Origin of the sequence: Lacihabitans lacunae (assembly GCF_042649125.1) — a bacterium.
GTDB classification, from domain to species: Bacteria; Bacteroidota; Bacteroidia; order Cytophagales; family Spirosomataceae; genus Leadbetterella; species Leadbetterella lacunae.
Genome location: NZ_JBHRYQ010000001.1, coordinates 2,910,244 through 2,928,222 on the forward strand (window position 1 = coordinate 2,910,244; position 17,979 = coordinate 2,928,222).

Annotated in this window: 18 protein-coding genes and 4 tRNA genes; 6 read left to right on the plus strand and 16 right to left on the minus strand. The window is 35.8% G+C overall.

Annotated elements, in window-relative coordinates; genetic code table 11:
- Window positions 1-930 (minus strand): GDP-L-fucose synthase, encoded by a 930-nt coding sequence (fcl, locus tag ACFOOI_RS12720; RefSeq protein WP_379838359.1) that lies wholly within the window; start codon window positions 928-930, stop codon window positions 1-3.
- A gap of 69 nt (window positions 931-999) precedes the next feature.
- Between fcl and ACFOOI_RS12725 the strand changes: the two genes are divergently transcribed.
- The 3 genes from ACFOOI_RS12725 to ACFOOI_RS12735 all read left to right on the plus strand — a co-directional run bounded on the left by ACFOOI_RS12725 (window position 1,000) and on the right by ACFOOI_RS12735 (window position 5,308).
- Window positions 1,000-1,974 carry a toxin-antitoxin system YwqK family antitoxin gene (locus tag ACFOOI_RS12725; protein ID WP_379838360.1) on the plus strand — a complete coding sequence of 325 codons (975 nt, stop codon included), beginning with the start codon at window positions 1,000-1,002 and terminating at the stop codon, window positions 1,972-1,974.
- A gap of 43 nt (window positions 1,975-2,017) precedes the next feature.
- Window positions 2,018-3,229 carry a TlpA family protein disulfide reductase gene (locus ACFOOI_RS12730; protein WP_379838361.1) on the plus strand — a complete coding sequence of 404 codons (1,212 nt, stop codon included), beginning with the start codon at window positions 2,018-2,020 and terminating at the stop codon, window positions 3,227-3,229.
- A 276-nt stretch (window positions 3,230-3,505) separates the two neighbouring features.
- Window positions 3,506-5,308 carry an acyl-CoA dehydrogenase family protein gene (locus ACFOOI_RS12735; protein ID WP_379838362.1) on the plus strand — a complete coding sequence of 601 codons (1,803 nt, stop codon included), beginning with the start codon at window positions 3,506-3,508 and terminating at the stop codon, window positions 5,306-5,308.
- A gap of 72 nt (window positions 5,309-5,380) precedes the next feature.
- Here the strand turns inward: ACFOOI_RS12735 and fmt are convergent, their stop codons facing one another.
- From fmt to ACFOOI_RS12750, 3 genes are read right to left on the minus strand one after another with little or no spacing between them, the layout of a single operon-like run.
- Complete coding sequence (gene fmt, locus ACFOOI_RS12740) at window positions 5,381-6,322, minus strand: methionyl-tRNA formyltransferase (RefSeq protein ID WP_379838363.1); 942 nt, start codon at window positions 6,320-6,322, stop codon at window positions 5,381-5,383.
- Between the two features lie 9 nt (window positions 6,323-6,331).
- Window positions 6,332-6,805, minus strand: coding sequence for a DUF4293 domain-containing protein (locus tag ACFOOI_RS12745; protein WP_379838364.1), 474 nt, complete (start codon window positions 6,803-6,805; stop codon window positions 6,332-6,334).
- Window positions 6,806-6,849: 44 nt separating this feature from the next.
- Window positions 6,850-7,371 (minus strand): cupin domain-containing protein, encoded by a 522-nt coding sequence (locus ACFOOI_RS12750; protein ID WP_379838365.1) that lies wholly within the window; start codon window positions 7,369-7,371, stop codon window positions 6,850-6,852.
- Window positions 7,372-7,433: 62 nt separating this feature from the next.
- Between ACFOOI_RS12750 and gldG the strand changes: the two genes are divergently transcribed.
- Window positions 7,434-9,086, plus strand: coding sequence for a gliding motility-associated ABC transporter substrate-binding protein GldG (gene gldG, locus ACFOOI_RS12755; RefSeq protein WP_379838366.1), 1,653 nt, complete (start codon window positions 7,434-7,436; stop codon window positions 9,084-9,086).
- Between the two features lie 45 nt (window positions 9,087-9,131).
- Here the strand turns inward: gldG and ACFOOI_RS12760 are convergent, their stop codons facing one another.
- The 12 genes from ACFOOI_RS12760 to ACFOOI_RS12815 all read right to left on the minus strand — a co-directional run bounded on the left by ACFOOI_RS12760 (window position 9,132) and on the right by ACFOOI_RS12815 (window position 16,458).
- Window positions 9,132-9,509 (minus strand): hypothetical protein, encoded by a 378-nt coding sequence (locus tag ACFOOI_RS12760; RefSeq protein WP_379838367.1) that lies wholly within the window; start codon window positions 9,507-9,509, stop codon window positions 9,132-9,134.
- A gap of 288 nt (window positions 9,510-9,797) precedes the next feature.
- Window positions 9,798-10,349, minus strand: a complete 552-nt coding sequence (nusG, locus tag ACFOOI_RS12765; protein ID WP_379838368.1) for a transcription termination/antitermination protein NusG — start codon at window positions 10,347-10,349, stop codon at window positions 9,798-9,800.
- 15 nt (window positions 10,350-10,364) lie between these two features.
- Window positions 10,365-10,556: a preprotein translocase subunit SecE gene (gene secE, locus ACFOOI_RS12770; protein WP_379838369.1), complete on the minus strand. Its 192-nt coding sequence runs from the start codon at window positions 10,554-10,556 to the stop codon at window positions 10,365-10,367.
- A 50-nt stretch (window positions 10,557-10,606) separates the two neighbouring features.
- Window positions 10,607-10,677, minus strand: a tRNA-Trp gene (locus tag ACFOOI_RS12775).
- Between the two features lie 53 nt (window positions 10,678-10,730).
- Window positions 10,731-11,942: a TCR/Tet family MFS transporter gene (locus tag ACFOOI_RS12780; protein ID WP_379838370.1), complete on the minus strand. Its 1,212-nt coding sequence runs from the start codon at window positions 11,940-11,942 to the stop codon at window positions 10,731-10,733.
- A gap of 62 nt (window positions 11,943-12,004) precedes the next feature.
- Window positions 12,005-13,192, minus strand: coding sequence for an elongation factor Tu (gene tuf, locus ACFOOI_RS12785; RefSeq protein WP_379838371.1), 1,188 nt, complete (start codon window positions 13,190-13,192; stop codon window positions 12,005-12,007).
- Between the two features lie 100 nt (window positions 13,193-13,292).
- A tRNA-Thr gene (locus ACFOOI_RS12790) sits at window positions 13,293-13,364 on the minus strand.
- Between the two features lie 18 nt (window positions 13,365-13,382).
- A tRNA-Gly gene (locus ACFOOI_RS12795) sits at window positions 13,383-13,455 on the minus strand.
- Window positions 13,456-13,474: 19 nt separating this feature from the next.
- Window positions 13,475-13,557, minus strand: a tRNA-Tyr gene (locus ACFOOI_RS12800).
- Window positions 13,558-13,922: 365 nt separating this feature from the next.
- Complete coding sequence (locus ACFOOI_RS12805) at window positions 13,923-14,978, minus strand: hypothetical protein (RefSeq protein ID WP_379838372.1); 1,056 nt, start codon at window positions 14,976-14,978, stop codon at window positions 13,923-13,925.
- Window positions 14,979-15,893 (minus strand): hypothetical protein, encoded by a 915-nt coding sequence (locus ACFOOI_RS12810; RefSeq protein WP_379838373.1) that lies wholly within the window; start codon window positions 15,891-15,893, stop codon window positions 14,979-14,981.
- The gene (locus ACFOOI_RS12815) at window positions 15,877-16,458 is read right to left on the minus strand and encodes an RNA polymerase sigma factor (protein WP_379838374.1); all 582 of its coding nucleotides are present in this window, start codon (window positions 16,456-16,458) and stop codon (window positions 15,877-15,879) included. Before ACFOOI_RS12815 ends, ACFOOI_RS12810 begins: the two co-directional genes overlap by 17 nt.
- 82 nt (window positions 16,459-16,540) lie before the next feature.
- Between ACFOOI_RS12815 and ACFOOI_RS12820 the strand changes: the two genes are divergently transcribed.
- On the plus strand, window positions 16,541-17,119 hold the full coding sequence (locus tag ACFOOI_RS12820; RefSeq protein ID WP_379838375.1) for a Crp/Fnr family transcriptional regulator: 579 nt from the start codon (window positions 16,541-16,543) through the stop codon (window positions 17,117-17,119).
- 40 nt (window positions 17,120-17,159) lie between these two features.
- A complete protein-coding gene (locus tag ACFOOI_RS12825) occupies window positions 17,160-17,975 on the plus strand; it encodes an indole-3-glycerol phosphate synthase TrpC (protein WP_379838376.1) in 816 nt (271 codons plus the stop codon).
- The last annotated feature ends 4 nt before the right edge of the window (window positions 17,976-17,979 follow it).

Below are 17,979 nucleotides of genomic sequence, written 5' to 3' on the forward strand. Positions count from 1 at the left end.
CTATTTGTGCTTCTCTTTATATTCGGCGTACACCAACTTAATCCCCTCAGATAGATCCAACTTATGTTTCCAGCCGAGGCCATTTATTTTACTTACATCCATAAGTTTTCTAGGCGTTCCGTCAGGTTTGTCGGTGTTCCAATAAATTTCGCCTTCGTAGCCCACCTCTTTTTTGATGGTCTCGGCCAATTCTTTTATGGTAACGTCAACCCCAGTTCCAATATTCACGAACTGTTTGTCACTATAGTTTTCCATCAAAAACACACAAGCCTCGGCAAGGTCATCTGCATGCAAAAACTCACGCATTGGCGACCCCGTACCCCAAAGTTCTACTTGAGCATCTCCTGCTAACTTAGCTTCATGAAATTTCCTAATCATAGCCGGAAGCACATGTGAGTTCTGAAGGTCATAGTTATCATTTGGCCCATAGAGGTTAGTCGGCATCACCGATATAAAATCACAACCATATTGGTCACGATATGCCTCACACATTTTTATGCCCGAGATTTTTGCAATGGCATAAGGCTCATTTGTTTCTTCTAAAAGGCCCGTCAGCAAATATTCTTCTTTGAGTGGCTGCGGGGCCATTTTAGGGTAAATACATGAAGAACCCAAAAACATCAGTTTTTTAATACCGCATTTGTAAGCCGCATGAATTACATTATTCTGAATTTGAATATTTTCATAAATAAAATCTGCTCTGTAGGTATTGTTAGCAACTATTCCTCCTACTTTAGCAGCAGCTAAAAAAATATAATCTGGTTTTTCGGTATCCATAAAAGAAAAAACATCCTCCTGAACCCTTAGGTCCAATTCTTTTGACGATCTTTTCAAAATATTCGTAAAACCTAAGCTTTCTAGTTTTCTGACTATAGCCGAGCCTACCATGCCGTTGTGCCCTGCTACATATATTTTATCGGAAGTTTCCAATTTTTTTATGATTTTTGCGTTTTAAAATGAACCATTTACTACACAAAAGTACAATAGTACAAGCTTAAAATGAAGTTATTTTTAAAGTTATATCTCTTAATATTGGCGGTTTCTACCCAGAGCTTCGCCCAAGATGTGGTGCCCAAGGCAAAAACCAAAGAGGAAAGAAAAGCAGAAAGAAAAAAAATGTCGCTCGAGCAAAAAATCGAGAGCGTAGCTCCGGTAGATATAAGTTTACCCAAAGCCTCTGTGTCTTTGCCTGGCGACAATAAAATTAGTTCAATAGAAGATGCCAAAAAGTTCTTTAATGAGTCGCTCCCCGACTTGGCAAATAATGCAAAAGCAAAAGGCAGAAAGGCAAAAAAAGCAATAAAGAAAGCCAAAGAGGAGATTTTTGATGGTAAAAACTACGAAAAAACTCCGGTAGAAAAACGCGTATTTAAACGTGGCTCTGGAAGCAGATTGCAATACATTGAGTTTTATGTTTTAAAAGAGTTTGAAGACCCTAATCCCTATCACAGACTGTTAACTTGGTACGATAGCAAGACTAAAAAAATAGTGGAAGCAGTAGCCCGAGACAAACGAACCAATACGCTTTTGCACGGCCCATACAAAGAATACCGCGGTGAAAACCTCATGAAAGAAGGCTTTTACTACAAAGGGGTAAAAGACGGCAGATGGGTAGAATACGACAAAGACTTCATGCTATTAAACAAAGAAACCTACAAGAGAGGCTTTTTTGATGAGTCAATCATCACCTATCATAGCTCCGACTCTAGCAAAATAGACGAAGTGATTCCTGTAATTTATGGTAAACAAACAGGCGATTATTGGAGGTTTTTCGATTCTGGCGTATTAGCCGAAGAAGGCCGATACGACGAAGGCAAAAAAGTAGGCAAATGGGTAGAATACTATCCGACGGGCAACCGTAGAAAAAAAGAGATTCAACATCCAAGAGATATTTTTGACGATTCAGAATCATATACAATTCGTGAATATAGCCCAGACGGAAAGCTTATTTATGAGCATAATTCTCGCAAATAAAAATTATTAGCTTTATTTGCGTACTCAAACCAAAGGTATTTAAATGAATATATTACGCATACTTATTCTCTCATTAATCGTATTTTCTTGTAAATCAGATCCAAAGCTAAATGCTGGCCTTTGGCGTGCCGAGGTTCCAACAGTGGCAGGTACATTGCCGTTTTTTTTAGAAATAGAAAAAGAGGAGAACACCTTAAAAGCTTTCGCAGTAAATGGAGATGAGAAACTGGCCTTTGATACCTTATTTATTTCAAATGATTCGCTTCATCTTAGAATGGAACTATTTGATGCTGAAATAATCGCAAAAATATCAGACAGCACCCTTCACGGTGTTTTTTCAAAGAAAATGGCAGATTTAAGTATCCGTCAATCGGAATTCACGGCAGTTTTAGGTGAACCCAATCGTTTTAAAACCACACAAAACTCAGCCGGAATAAAGGAAATAGCTACTCAATATGCTGTTAATTTCATTGATGGCGACGTTACTTATCAAGCCGTTGGACTATTTAAACAAAATGGCGAAAAAGTTACGGGTACGTTTTTAACAACTACTGGAGACTACAGATACCTAGACGGTGTAATAGATGGCGACAGCTTAAAATTATCATGCTTTGATGGAAACCACGTTTTTTTATTCACTGCCAAAATTGAAGGAGATAAATTAGTAAATGGAAAATTCTGCTCAAGTATTACCTATTTAGAAACTTGGGAAGGCATAGCTGATAGTAATGCAAAATTGCCAGATGCCAACACTTTAACTTATCTAAAACCAGGTTACACAAAACTTGACTTTAGTTTTGCTGACGAAAACGGAAAACAAATTTCTATAAACGACGAGGCTTATAATGGTAAAATAACGATTGTTCAAGTATTAGGTTCATGGTGCCCAAACTGCATGGACGAAACCAAGTTTTTGGCAGACTTTAGTACAAAACATCCAGAAATTAAAATCATCGGTTTAGCTTTTGAAAAATCAACCGATCCGGCATTTGCTTTACCAAAAATAGCCAAAATGAAAAAACGCTTTGGCGTTACCTATCCTGTTTTGATAGCAGGAAAAAATGACAAGTCTGACGCTTCAGAAAAACTTCCAATGCTCAACAAAATCATAAGTTTCCCTACCACTATCGTCATTGATAAAAAAGGAATTGTAAGAAAAGTGCATACCGGCTTTAGCGGACCAGGTACCGGAGAATATTACATTCAGTTTGTAGAAGAATTTAATAGATTCATCGATAAACTTGAAAAAGAATAAATATACATAATTTACTAATTGACGAAGAAGTCTGTGAGTAATCATAGACTTCTTTTTTATTTAAACTCAAAACTAAAGCAACAAAACATTCAACTTTATATTTGGCAGGATAATATTTGTACCAAATTTTTGACTCCCATTCCTCATATTTTGAATTAAAATTGACTTTTTACTAAAATAAATATTAGTATGCTTGCATAATATTATTTTTTGTTTTTAATTTGTAAAAGGTATGCAAGCATACTAATATTTTCGATCTTAAATACAAATTACAATATGTCAACAACAGCCGAAAAATCATCATTAAAAGGAGGAGAATTTTTAATTAAAGAAACCTTAGCTAGTCAAGTTTTTATACCTGAAGAGTTTAATGAAGAGCAGCAAATGATTGCTGATACATGTAGAGATTTTCTTAAAACTGAAATTCATCCAATACTAGACGAAATAGACAACGCCAAGTCGCCTGAGTTAATCTCAAGTCTAATGGACAAAGCAGGTGAATTAGGGCTTTTAGGAACTGCTGTTCCTGAAGAATATGGTGGCTTTGGAATGAATTTTAACACTTCTATGCTAGTAGCTGAAGTATTAGGTGCTGGACACTCATTTTCAGTAGCACAAAGTGCTCATACAGGAATTGGTACCCTTCCTATTCTATACTACGGAAACGAAGAACAAAAACAAAAATACTTGCCCAATCTAGCTTCAGGAGCTTGGAAAGCAGCCTATTGCTTAACTGAGCCAGATTCGGGTTCAGATGCAAACGGAGGTAAAACCAAAGCGGTTTTAACTGAAGACGGAAAGTACTATAAAATCACTGGACAAAAAATGTGGATCACTAACGGTGGTTTCGCAGAGATTTTCATTGTTTTTGCTAAAATCGACGACGATAAAAACCTTACGGCTTTTATAGTTGAAAAAGATTTCGGCGGAATTACAATGAATGAGCCTGAGCACAAACTTGGGATCAAAGGCTCTGATACGCGTCAAGTGTTTTTTAACGACTGTATGGTTCCAGTTGAAAATCTACTTTCTACTAGAGAAAATGGTTTCAAAATAGCAGTAAATATTCTTAACATAGGCCGTATCAAACTTGGTATTGCAGCAGTTGGTGGTTCAAAAGGTGTTTTAAATCACGCTATTAACTACGCAAACGAAAGAAAGCAATTTGGAATATCAATTGGTAGATTTGGAGCTATCAAGCACAAGTTGGCTGAAATGGCAACCAAAATATGGGTTTGTGAAACAGCATGTTACAGAGCCGGACAAAATATCGACGATTTAATAGACACCTTCAAAGAAGAAGGAATGAACGATGCAGAAGCAAAACTTAAAGCATTGGAACAATATGCTATAGAGTGTGCTATCATGAAAGTTCACGGATCAGAAACTTTAGATTTAGTTACAGATGAAGGGCTACAAATCTATGGTGGAATGGGTTATTCGGCAGATGCTCCTATGGAAAGAGCCTACAGAGACTCAAGAATCAATAGAATATTTGAAGGAACAAACGAGATAAACCGTATGCTTATCCTTGACATGTATCTGAAAAGAGCCATGAAAGGAGAGTTAGACCTTATGGGACCTGCTACTGCAGTTGGAAAAGAAATAATGTCTATTCCAGATTTCAGTAGTCCTGACGAAGACGAAGTTTTCGGAGCTGAAAAGAAAGTGCTTAAAAACCTTAAAAAGGCAGCCTTAATGATCGCAGGTTCTGCAGTACAGAAATTCATGATGAAGCTATCACATGAGCAAGAAATACTAATGAACGTAGCTGATATGATTACCGAAATCTATGTAGCTGAATCAGCACTATTGAGAGTGGAAAAGCTAATCGGAATGAAAGGAGATGAAGCAGTAAGCTTACAAAAAGACATGGCTATGGTTAACTTGCAAAATGCCGTGTTAACGTGTCAATCAGCAGGTAGAGAAGCCATACAAGCTTACGCCGAAGGCGATGAACTAAGGGTAATGCTAATGGGTCTAAAGAGATTTACGAAAATAGAACCTATGAACACAAAAGACGCAAGAAGAAGAATAGCTGACGCAATGTTGTCAGAGAATAAATATATATTCAATTAAGAATTTGGCTTAGAATCAACAATTAAAAACCAACAAACCGGCTTTAAACTTTTAGAGTCGGTTTTTTATTTTTTATTCAAACCGATAGCCTCTCAAAAACTCCTCTACTCCCATTCTCTTTTTGCCTTCTAACTGCAACTCTAAAATTGACAAACAGCCATCTCCAGTTTTAGCAATTAACGCTTTTTTGCCATCACTAAACATTTTTAGGCTTTCATCTGCAAAATCATATTCCTTAAAATCTTCAGTTATTTCAGCTTCTGCACATTTTGCTGTTTTAAAAATCTTTAATTGCTTATTTCCCATCAAAGTCCAAGCTGATGGATACGGACTTAGTCCCCTGATAAAATCAAATATTGTAGAAGCACTTTGTGTCCAATCTATTTTACAAGTTTCTTTAAATATTTTCGGAGCCGCTTTTAAATCCGAAGAGAAGTCTTGAGGTGTTTGGGTATAGTTACCTTCTTTTATAGCATTTACTGTTTTTAATAATGCTATCCCTCCGATTTCCATCATCCTATCGTGCAGACTTCCAGCATCTTCGGATTCGCCAATTTCTATTTCTTCTTTAAAGATAATTTGACCCGTATCTATTTCTTTTTCAATAAAAAAAGTAGTGACGCCTGTTTTTTGTTCACCATTTATAATCGCCCAGTTTATGGGTGCTGCACCTCTATATTGTGGCAATAGTGATCCATGCAAGTTAATAGTTCCAAGGCGTGGCATAGCCCAAACTACCTCCGGAAGCATTCTAAAAGCTACCACAACTTGCAGGTCTGCATTAAAGCTTTTGAGTTCTTCAATAAAGGCCCCATTCTTTAATTTCTCTGGCTGTAGAACTGGAATATCATGAGCCACAGCATACTTTTTCACTGCAGACTCACTCATCTTTTGCCCTCTTCCCACCGGCTTATCGGGGGCCGTAATAACAGCAACTACCTCAATTCCGCCCTTTACCAAATGGTCTAAACTTGCCACAGCAAAGTCGGGCGTACCCATAAATACTACACGCATATTTTTTGATTAACGCATTCTATCTGCGTCTTTAACTAACTTTTCGTCTCTTTTTATAAATCTGTTTGCTATCCAGTTACATGCAAGTGCTATAAAAGCGGCCCACATACCGTAGCTGTACGCACCCTGATTACTCGGGTCACCGATCACTAATGCGTCTTTTTGGATATGCCAAACTGTAGCAGCTAATGCTACACCAATCAAAAGCGAATTAAGAGCAACCAAAAGCATTTGTCTTAATCTATTTTTGTATTGAAAAATAGTAAATATAGACAATCCAAAAGCCAAAACTCCCAATACTGCAATATAGTAAAGCGGCTTATCATACATAGCAAGTTGACCTTTCGCATGAAAAACATGGTAAGGGTTAACTACAACATTTTCATTTGGCCCCAGTTCTTTCACAAACGAGTTTGTTCCCAAAAACACCACCATAGCTATAGCAGCTACCAATAAAAATAAAGATTGAATTCTCTGTAACATATTTCAATTATTAATAAAGCACAAATTTAATATAATGAATTTAATTATTGCTTCGCAGGGTAAGTATTATGCGTTAGTGCAGTAATTATTTCAGCATGTTGGGGATAAATAGCGATTAATTCTTCTCTATTTGCCATTTCAAAATCTTCAAAATCAAACCCCGGAGCCACCGTACACCCCATTAAACTATAGGTGGAATCAGTGGCAGGTTTACTTGCAAACCAACAATTAGAAAGCACTACTACTTGAAAACTATCGTCAGCATCATAATTATTTCCAAGTCTATAAACGGTTAGCTTTCCATCTAAATCAATACAAAAAACCTCCAAAGTTTGCCCCGCATAAAAATGCCAAAGTTCATCAGATTTAATCTTATGGAAAACAGAAATATCACCTTGTTCTAACAAAAAATATATTGCAGTTGAAATTGACCTATCAACACCGAACCGTGCGGGAAGGCTATCTTTTGAAATAACTTCACTTGCCTTATATGTTTCTTTATAAAAACCACCTTCGGGATGAGGCAGTAAATCGAGTTTCAATTTCCAATAATCAGCCGTTTGCATTTTATTATATTTAATTTATTCACAAAATTAATGTAATTTTGGGCTTAATTTGAATGTAATTCATGCCCAATAATTTAAAAAAGAATTTTTCTATAACACTCTTGGTATTAGCTGTAAATCTAATATCTGTATATTTTTTTTTCAGAATTGATTTAACCCAAGACAAGAAATATTCATTATCTGAAGCCACCGAAAATATGCTTCAAAACTTAAGCGGTCCTGTGCAGGTTAATGTCTACTTAGATGGCGATGATCTACCCGGTGGATTTGAAAGATTAAAAAAAGCGATAGAAGAAACTTTAGTAGAATTCAAAATAGAAGGAGGAAAAAACCTCAACTATCAATTTATAAATCCGTACGCTCAAAGTACCGAGGAGAAAAGAAATGCTTTGTTCAAAGAATTAATTGACAAAGGCATGCAACCAACCAATATTTACGAGAATGTGGGAGGTAAAAAATCTGAGAACCTAATCTTTCCATATGCCACTGTCAGTTACGAAGACAAGGAAAAAGTCGTGCTCTTATTAAAATCAAACCAAGCCGCAGATGCCCAAACAAAGCTAAATCAAGCCTACGAAAATGTAGAGTATACTTTAGCATCAACTATAAAGAAACTAACCAACACCGAAAAAAAGAAAATTGGTTTACTTACAGAATTCACTAGTTTAAAACCCATAAACTTTGCAGGACTAATAACAAGTCTCCAAGAAAACTACGATTTGTTTATTATCAATGCAACCCAATCACCCACTTTTGAAGGCCTAGACGCACTGATTTTACCGAAACCAGACAGAACTATAGACGATAGCACAAAATTCAAAATAGACCAATATATAATGTCTGGAGGTAAGGCATTATTTTTTGTTGATGGTTTAAATGTGGATACAATGGGCTTAGAAGGTTCTTTTGCCAAACCTTTAGACATAAACATGGATGACATGTTTTTTAAATATGGTTTAAGAATCAACAAAAACATAATAAAAGATGGCTTAAATGCTGCTGTAATACCCCTGGTAGTTGGAAATATGGGAGATAGGCCAAACATTCAACCGGTTCCATTTAGGTATTTCCCTTTAATCAATAACTTTGGGGATAGTCCAATCACAAAAAATCTCGACATGGTTTATGCCAAGTTTTCGGCGGACATAGATGTAGTTAATAAAAATGATGGCTTAGTAAAAACTCCATTATTAAAAACTTCAGAATATACAAAGGTTTTAAATGCTCCCGCCCTTATCACTTATAACGAAGCAAGGTCAGATACAGATCAGGCAGAATACAACAAAGGGGTAAAAACTATAGCATACTTAGTTTCTGGAGAGTTTAGCTCATTGTTTGCAAATAGCTTTTCGAGTTCTGGTATATTGAAAAAATCGCCACAAACTCAAATAATGGTGTGCTCAGACGGGGATATTATAGTAAACGAGGTAGATAAAAAATCAGGAAATCCATTTCCACTTGGGTTTGATAAGCTAAGCCAACATCAATTCGGAAATCAAGACTTCGTGATGAATACGATAGATTATATGCTCAACGAAAATGGCCTGATAGCTTCTAAAAACAAAAGTGTAGAGATAAGACCTTTAGACAAACTAAAAACACGTGACGAGCGAAATAAATGGCAATTGATAAATACTATATTACCTTTAAGCTTGCTAGCATTAATCGGTTTTGTGAGGTTTTATATAATTAGAAAAAAATATAGTTTAAAATAAACAAAAGGCGGCTAAAAGCCACCTCTTGTATTTCCTAAACCTAAACTATAAAATAATCTTCTTGTCCAATTGGACAGTTTTGCCTTTTTTAACTTCAATTTCCTTAATGTAACTTTCATTTTTAGTAGAAAATTCCATTTGATACTTGCCATTTTCTAATGCTTCAAGATCAATTTCCATTCCTACTTTCTTATCTCTTTTGCCAAAGTATTGATTTAAAACAACATCACCGTTGACATTTTTGATTTTAAGGCATAAAACCTCACGAGATTTTTTTTCAACAAATACCTTTAAAAGGTTAGAGTTTTTGACATTATACATTCCTACTTCAAAAGAAGTTGGCTGTTTAGTGGCTATCTCAGTAGCAAATGATAATGAAACTGATAAACATACAAGAACGATTGACTTAAATAACTTTTTCATAACTGTAATTAATTTTAATGTAATAGCTTTATTTATGATTCAAAATTAAAGTATTATGCATTACAAGGTATTAGCTTATACATAAAAGGAAACCATAATACATGAATGGCTAAAAAAATATTTAAAGGAACTACGAAAAATAACAGGCCTGAAATCTGGAGTAGTTGAGCAAAAGATGCTCTTAAGGTCAATTTAGTTGCTTCATAAATGTTAAAAAAGTAAAAAAAAACATAAAAAAAAGGATAAACATTTTATGCCTATCCTTTTTAAAACTCTTATTTAAAAATATTATTGTTTTTCAACTTGTAAATAACCCAGTTCAACTGGAGTTGATCTACCAAATATCTTAACACTAACACTCAATTTCTTTTTATCGTCATAAACCTCTTCAATATTACCTTCAAAACCATTGAAAGGCCCGTCGATAACTTTCACAGATTCACCTTGTACAAATGATACACCTGAATCGATTGACTCTTCTTGGTTTTCAACTTGTATACCTAAAATTCTATTTACTTCAGATTGTCTTAAAGGCTCAGGTTCGATAGAAGCTCCACCGTTTTTACCCAAAAAACCAATAACACCCGGAATACTTTTAATTAAGTGAAGAACCTCACCATTGTTAAGGTTAGCATTAACCAAAATATAACCAGGGAAAAAATTCTTTTCTCTTACCGTTTTCTTACCATTTTTTACGGTAACAATCTTTTCAGAGGGAATTAATATCTCAGGGATAAAATCCGTCAATTTTCTTCTACTAGCTTCATTTTCGATATAGTTTTTTATCTTTTTCTCTTGTTGAGAAACAGCTCTTACTACATACCAGTTAAATTCACTCATAATTTTACTTAAAACTTATATGGATTGATATAACAGCCTTAAGGCATTATCAATAATAAAATCCATACCACCTACTACCAATGCAAATATGATAGACGCTATCAATACTAGCGTGGCACTAGATTGTAATTCACTCATTTTTGGCCAAGTAACTTCGTGCATTACCTCGTGCCAAGAATCTTTAAAAAACTGAACTACTTTATTCATTATACATTAATTGTTTTTCCGAAACACCAAAATGCGTTTCTTTAATTTTGCACAGGTACTAGGACTCGAACCCAGACCGACGGTTTTGGAGACCGTAGTTCTACCTTTAAACTATACCTGTATATGTACTTATTCGGGCTGCAAATTTAGTCTTTTTTTTCTTTCTAACAACGTTTACTTTAAATTTTCTTTTTTAATTGTTCGAATTGTTAAAAATAAACTAATAACTGACAGTATACTCCCTACAAAAAAAGGTGCTCCTGGAAAATACAATACCGCATTTTCTTTGGTAAATACTCGAAACAAACCTAGCATTAAGGGTTGGCCAATAATAGCTGCCACACTCATTAGACTAGTTAATGCACCCTGAAGCTCTCCCTGCTCATTACTATTTACTTGACTTGAGATAATCCCTTGAAAGGCAGGATTGGCAATACCACCCAAGGCAAAGGGAACCATAATGGCATACATCATCCAGGAGGAACTAGCAAAAGCAAATGCTAATAAACCAATAGAATTAATTGCAAGTCCAAAAAACAATGCCTTTTCTTTACCAAATTTAGGGATAATGACCCTTATTAAACCGCCTTGAACAATCGCCACCATCAAACCAACAAAACCCAAAGATAAACCTATCTCCATCTCCGACCAACCAAATTTTTCAATAGTGTAGAATGACCACGTACCTTGAGTGGCATATCCAGACACATATACCAAAAACAACGATGCCACAAGTGTTAGTATAAACGGATACTTCTTAAGATTCATTAAACTACCAATAGGATTTGCTCTTTTGAAGTCAAACTTCCTTCTATTCTCAGGCTTTAATGATTCAGGAAGAATAAAGTAGCCATACAACCAGTTAATCAGAGATAACCCAGCAGAAACCCAAAAAGGCACCCTACTACCAAACTCGCCTAATATACCACCCAAAGATGGCCCAATGATAAATCCAAGTCCAAATGCGGCTCCTATCATACCAAAGCTTTGAGCTCTTTTTTCGGGCTCAGTTATATCTGCTATATAAGCACTAGCTGTAGAGAAACTTGCACCAGTGATACCGGAAATCAACCTTCCCGCAAAAAGCCAACCTACTGTAGGAGCCAAAGCAAGCAAAATATAATCAATACCGAAACCAAAAAGTGAGAATAGCAAAACGGGTCTTCTTCCATACTGATCACTTAAACCACCAATAATAGGTGAAAAAATAAACTGCATGAACGAATAAATGAAGACAAGAATCAATGCATACGAGGAAGCCTGACTAACATCACCGCCGGTAAGCTCTTGAATGAGCGAAGGAATAATAGGTATGATGATACCAATACCAATAACATCAATCAGTACGGTTATTAGTATAAAAACGATTGCGTTTTTTTTCTGCATTTGAATATAAACAAAAAAAGCACTCCGTAAAGGAGTGCTTTAATATATAATAAGAATAATTATTATTCTAAGATTTCAGTAACCTGACCAGCACCTACTGTACGTCCACCTTCACGAATCGCGAAACGAAGACCTTTATCCATTGCAATTGCATTGATAAGGTTTACAGTGATAGTAACGTTATCTCCTGGCATAATCATCTCAACGTTTTCAGGCAAGAAGATTTCTCCAGTTACGTCAGTTGTTCTGAAGTAGAACTGAGGACGGTATTTGTTAAAGAATGGAGTGTGACGTCCACCTTCTTCTTTCGAAAGTACGTAAACCTCAGCTTTGAATTTCGTGTGAGGCTTAACAGAACCTGGCTTACAGATTACCATACCACGACGAATTGCTTCTTTTTCAATACCTCTTAAAAGTAAACCTACGTTATCACCAGCTTCTCCTCTGTCAAGGATCTTACGGAACATTTCCACACCAGTAACAGTAGATTTAAGGTTTTCAGCACCCATACCTAAGATATCAACAGGATCTCCTGAGTTGATAACTCCAGTTTCGATACGACCAGTAGCAACAGTACCACGACCTGTGATCGAGAATACGTCTTCAACAGGCATAAGGAAAGGCTTATCAGTAGCTCTAGCAGGTAGTGGAATGAATGTATCCACAGCTTCCATCAACTCTTCGATTTTAGCAACCCATGAAGCTTCTCCATTAAGACCACCTAATGCTGAACCTTGAATAACTGGGATGTTATCACCGTCAAATTTGTAGAACGAAAGAAGTTCTCTGATTTCCATTTCAACTAGTTCAAGAAGTTCTGGATCATCAACTAAGTCAACTTTGTTCATGAAAACTACTAGTTGAGGAACACCTACCTGACGAGCAAGAAGGATGTGCTCACGAGTTTGTGGCATCGGTCCATCAGTAGCAGCAACAACTATAATAGCACCGTCCATTTGGGCAGCACCAGTAACCATGTTCTTAACGTAATCGGCGTGACCAGGACAGTCAACGTGAGCGTAGTGACGGTTAGCTGTCTCATACTCAACGTGAGAAGTATTGATAGTAATACCTCTTTCTTTTTCCTCAGGTGCATTGTCAATTGAAGAGAAATCTCTCAATTTAGCAAGACCTTTTCCTGCAAGAACCGTTGTGATCGCTGCAGTCAATGTAGTTTTACCGTGATCGACGTGACCAATAGTACCAATGTTTACGTGAGGCTTACTACGGTCAAAATTTTCTTTTGCCATTTTATTTGATAAAATTTATGTTGTTCAAAATTAAAATTCCAATAAATCAATGTAGCCTTATTTTTCAGACTACGAAGCAATATTCCAATTTTTACAGAAGAGCCTTTGAGCAGAATTGAACTGCCGACCTCTTCCTTACCAAGGAAGTGCTCTACCACTGAGCTACAAAGGCTAATGGAATTTTTTTTAGAGCGGGAGACCGGGCTCGAACCGGCCACCTATAGCTTGGAAGGCTATCGCTCTACCAAATGAGCTACTCCCGCTTTATACTTGCATTTTTTGTGGGGGCGGATGGATTCGAACCACCGTAAGCGTAAGCTAGCAGATTTACAGTCTGCCCCATTTGGCCACTCTGGTACACCCCCTTATTTGATATCAATGAACAAACCCTCTTCGAAAGGAGATGCAAAAGTAGAACGTTTTTTTTTAACCACAAAATATTGACTGAAAAAAAATGGAATATTTTATTGTCATCAACAAAGATTGTTAAAAACGAGTCTAAAAACCGCCAGAAAGTCGCATTTTAATTACTTAGACGAAGATATTTTTTTTTAAAAATATTTTTTCTCGTTAATTTTTTTTTGTTCCAATGCCTAAATGTTAACAAGTTTGAATTACCATAGTAAAAGATATGTATCACAAAAAAACACGTTAAAGTTTAAGCATCACTATTAACAATAGGTATATACAAAAACCTTAACGTGTTTAAAATTATTTTCCTTCCTTACATTTATAGTCTCAACCCCACACTGAATGCTTGTAGGTCTTTGGCATAAACCTGATTGTCTTTAAACAATTTATTTAAATCATATCTCATAAAAAACGTAAGCCCATTTCTTTTACCAAACTCTGTAGTTAAGCCATAGATAACATCATTGAATCCAAAATCTCCTTTTACTTTATTTTTACCTCCAGACACATACTTTTCCTTTGAATAGCCCCCTACACGATATCCCACATATCCGCCAAAACCTAGTTTGAATTTATCTTCTTTAAACCCTAAATTAAGCATTAAAGGCAAGTTAATATAAGGCATCACAAGTTTTGATTTTTGGGTTGGCTTAGTATTATCTACAAATGACACTTGTTTTCCATCATAAACAGCCAAGTTACTATTCTCAAGCATGAAGTTATACCAGGCTATCTCGGGTCCGTAACTAAACGCTAAGTCTACTTTATCCCCTTTAACCAAAGTTGCATTTTTTCTAAATGACAATGCAACGTATCTCGACCTGAAGTCTCTTAGGTTATATTGCATATTGGGTTGTGCTGGAGTACCATTCACAAAGTTGTTTATTCCAAAATAAATGGCGAAGTCGCTTCTAGGAAAAAACTTCTTTTCCTTTTTAGGTTTAGGATTTTGATAGTTTTCGTAGTTTCCATCTTCGTCTTCTTCTTCAAATGATTCTATTCGCTCTTCTTTTTCAATTTGAGTCTCTCTGATGGTAGTATCTTGAACTGCCACAGCCCTTTCTCTAGTCACTATTTTAATTCTTGACCCCTCCTGTGAAACCACAAGTACAGTATCAGACTTTGAGCCGTTAGCACCTTTGGTAACTAACACAATCGCCTTTTCTCTTTCAGAAGAGTCTACCCCTACTGCTTTAAGTATATTATTGAGGTTCAATATCTTAGGCAACTCTATCGTTTTATTAGAATTTTCTATAACCTTGACTTTCGTATTTGAAGTCTTATCGTTAAACTCAATAATGGTCGTATCGCTTTCATATTTGGCTTCGGCTACGTGGTAGCTCAATAATCCAATTAGTATAATTAACTTTTTCATTTAGTTATTAATAATTTTCGTTTTAATCCAATTTAACTTTTGTTTGATTTGTCTCGATTCTGAAACTAGGAACCCATCTTCACTAAGAGCTAACTCTTCAATAGGCTTAAACCCAAGTTTACTAAAATCTACTTTTTCGCCTTTCTTTAGTTGCTTTACTTCCTTTAGCACTTTGGCTACTAAAGAGACATCTTGCTCAAACACTATTCTGTCCGGGGCAGCGTAGTGGTCAAACTCACCGGGTGGTCTCGATAGCTCCGTAAATGTTGGAGTTTCGGCAGGAATGGGCGAGATAAGAATATAAGTATCGTCTATACTTCTTGGCTCGTAGGCAATCTGAACTTCTTCATAGCTTTGTTCAGTAAAATCAGAATTGCCAGAATTAGATTTGTTTTCTATAAATTCTATTGAATCATCAACATTAATATGTGAATACCTTTTTAGTTCTGCTAAGGCGTTATTATTTTCATTAATAGCCAAATTAGCCCCAAATGTGTTTTTATCTTTTGAAGAAGTGGGAGCTAATATTTTTACATTTGATGCCTCTATGGTTTCCTTCACTAAAGCTGAAGTCTCAGCCAATGAACTACTTTTTAAATATTTTTCATTATCCACATTTACAACTTCAGGAACTTGGTTAGCTGCTGATTTTTGAGTAGGGATATTTACAGACGCTAACTCTGTAGGTTTAACGTCTGAAGTATCACTAAAATACCACCATCCTAAACCTAAGAATAGCAACATAGAAGCAGCCATGCTAAAGTATTTAAAGACAAATATCCCAGCGGGCTTATGCTCTTTTTCTTCTAATTTACTTAAAAACTTTTGACGAGCTTCGCTTGAAGGTTGAACCTCAAAGTCACCCAATTTTGACAGAAAATACTCGTCAACCTGATGTTTATTTTCTTTTCTCATTATATTTATTTTCAATATCTCTTTGTTCATTTTTCTTTAACTTTTCCTGTAAAATAGCCCTGGCCCTACTCAATTGAGACTTTGAGGTACCTTCCGAAATATTTAACATATTCCCTATTTCTGCATGACTATATCCCTCTATAGCGTATAAGTTAAATACTGTTTTGTAACCCACCGGCAACTCATTTATGATCTTCATCAACTCCTCTGCTTCAAAATCTTCAAGCGGACTTACGTCAGTTGGCAGCTGAACCATTTCATCAATATCTACTTCAATCATTTTTTTACTTCTCAAAAACATCAAAGCTTCATTAACTACAATTCTTTTTACCCAACCTTCGAAACTCCCAGTAAAATTAAACTGTCCTATTTTCTCAAAAATTTTCATGATTGACTCCACCATTACGTCTTCGGCGGTCATCTTATCAGAGATGTATCGAAGACAAATGGCTAACAACTTACCAGAATACCCATCATAAAACGTCTGATACGCCTTACGATCTTTATTGGCTAAAGCTCGTGCTAGTTCGTACTCGGTTTTAAAAATTGGTAATATTTTAGTCATAAATTTCGGTTTCGAATAATAGATGCACAAAGATTATGTAATGGTTGCATTATATTTGCAAAATAAATAACATAATCCTAATATGTATACCGCTTTCGTAGAGTCGATAAAAACAATATACCCGATTTCAAAGGATCTTGAAAATCAATTGTTAAAAAGATTGAAGAAGTTTTCGGGTAAGGCTGGCGATATTATTATTAGAAGTGGCGAAGTGAATGACACCCTCTATTTTATAGATAAAGGTATGGTTAGGTCATTCTATTATAACGACGAAGGCAACTCCAAAAACGAAGTTACAGCTTGGTTTGTAGGAGAGTATGGATTTATTTATATACCTCACAGTTTTATTACACAAGGGCCATCGCTTGAGTCAGTAGAATTACTAGAAGACTGCGAAATGGTTTCAATCTCTCACAGGAGTTTACACGAACTGTATAGCCTTTATCCAGAAGCAAACTTGATAGGAAGGGTACTTACAGAGATGTATTTAGTGATGTACGACGATAGAGTGCGATTTTTGAGAATGATGAGTGCACAAAAAAGAAACGAGGTATTTCAAAACATGTTTCCGGAAATTTATGAGCGAGCACCCAAAAAACATATTGCTTCATTTTTAGGTTTAACACCCGAAACACTGAGCAGAGTACGTAAAAAGAGTTAATATTAACAATAGCGAAATAAGGTTTCAAATTCCTATATATTTGCACAAAAAAGAAAGACCATTGACTATTTTAGATAAAATCATAGCAAATAAAAGTATTGAGGTGGAAAGAGCAAAGCAAAGTATCAGCGAAGCTTCTTTGACAAAAAGTAAATACTTTGACCGTGTTTCAAATTCTTTGGCCAGAGCTCTAAAAAATCCAGAAGGCACAGGAATAATAGCCGAATACAAACGTAAATCTCCCTCAAAAGGAGACATAAACATTGGTGCAGGAATATCCGAAACTACCATCGGGTATAGTGAAGCAGGTGCAGCAGGTATCAGTATTTTGACCGACACTGTGTTTTTTGGTGGATTTAAAGAAGATTTAGAAATAGGAAGAGATAAAAATCCAAAAACGCCACTCCTCAGAAAAGACTTTATTATAGACCCTTACCAGCTTTTAGAAGCCAAAGCATGGGGAGCAGATGTGATATTGCTAATTGCAGCAAACCTAGAGTCGAAGCAAATTATGGATTTAAGTAAAAAAGCTCATGAACTAGGCTTAGAGGTTCTACTGGAAGTACATGACAAAGCTGAAATAGACAAAAGCCCAATGGATTTTGTGGACATTGTAGGTGTAAATAACAGAAATCTAAAAAACTTTGCAGAAAACAATGTCAATGCCTCAATAGAACTCATCGAATTTATACCAAAAGATAAAGTTAAGATTTCGGAGAGCTGTATAAGCAAACCCGAAACCGTAATAGAACTAAGAAAAATAGGCTACCAAGGTTTTTTGATGGGAGAAAATTTCATGAAAACGATTAATCCAGCCGCGGCTTTGGCAGATTTTGTTTCAAAAATAAAAAGCTAACCCT

Bases quoted from the DNA above. Each gene is read 5' to 3' on its own strand.
- ACFOOI_RS12725 (WP_379838360.1), top strand. From the start codon at position 1,000: ATGAAGTTATTTTTAAAGTTATATCTCTTAATATTGGCGGTTTCTACC.
- ACFOOI_RS12730 (WP_379838361.1), top strand. From the start codon at position 2,018: ATGAATATATTACGCATACTTATTCTCTCATTAATCGTATTTTCTTGT.
- ACFOOI_RS12735 (WP_379838362.1), top strand. From the start codon at position 3,506: ATGTCAACAACAGCCGAAAAATCATCATTAAAAGGAGGAGAATTTTTA.
- fmt (WP_379838363.1), bottom strand. From the start codon at position 6,322: ATGCGTGTAGTATTTATGGGTACGCCCGACTTTGCTGTGGCAAGTTTA.
- ACFOOI_RS12745 (WP_379838364.1), bottom strand. From the start codon at position 6,805: ATGTTACAGAGAATTCAATCTTTATTTTTATTGGTAGCTGCTATAGCT.
- ACFOOI_RS12750 (WP_379838365.1), bottom strand. From the start codon at position 7,371: ATGCAAACGGCTGATTATTGGAAATTGAAACTCGATTTACTGCCTCAT.
- gldG (WP_379838366.1), top strand. From the start codon at position 7,434: ATGCCCAATAATTTAAAAAAGAATTTTTCTATAACACTCTTGGTATTA.
- ACFOOI_RS12760 (WP_379838367.1), bottom strand. From the start codon at position 9,509: ATGAAAAAGTTATTTAAGTCAATCGTTCTTGTATGTTTATCAGTTTCA.
- nusG (WP_379838368.1), bottom strand. From the start codon at position 10,349: ATGAGTGAATTTAACTGGTATGTAGTAAGAGCTGTTTCTCAACAAGAG.
- secE (WP_379838369.1), bottom strand. From the start codon at position 10,556: ATGAATAAAGTAGTTCAGTTTTTTAAAGATTCTTGGCACGAGGTAATG.
- ACFOOI_RS12780 (WP_379838370.1), bottom strand. From the start codon at position 11,942: ATGCAGAAAAAAAACGCAATCGTTTTTATACTAATAACCGTACTGATT.
- tuf (WP_379838371.1), bottom strand. From the start codon at position 13,192: ATGGCAAAAGAAAATTTTGACCGTAGTAAGCCTCACGTAAACATTGGT.
- ACFOOI_RS12805 (WP_379838372.1), bottom strand. From the start codon at position 14,978: ATGAAAAAGTTAATTATACTAATTGGATTATTGAGCTACCACGTAGCC.
- ACFOOI_RS12810 (WP_379838373.1), bottom strand. From the start codon at position 15,893: ATGAGAAAAGAAAATAAACATCAGGTTGACGAGTATTTTCTGTCAAAA.
- ACFOOI_RS12815 (WP_379838374.1), bottom strand. From the start codon at position 16,458: ATGACTAAAATATTACCAATTTTTAAAACCGAGTACGAACTAGCACGA.
- ACFOOI_RS12820 (WP_379838375.1), top strand. From the start codon at position 16,541: ATGTATACCGCTTTCGTAGAGTCGATAAAAACAATATACCCGATTTCA.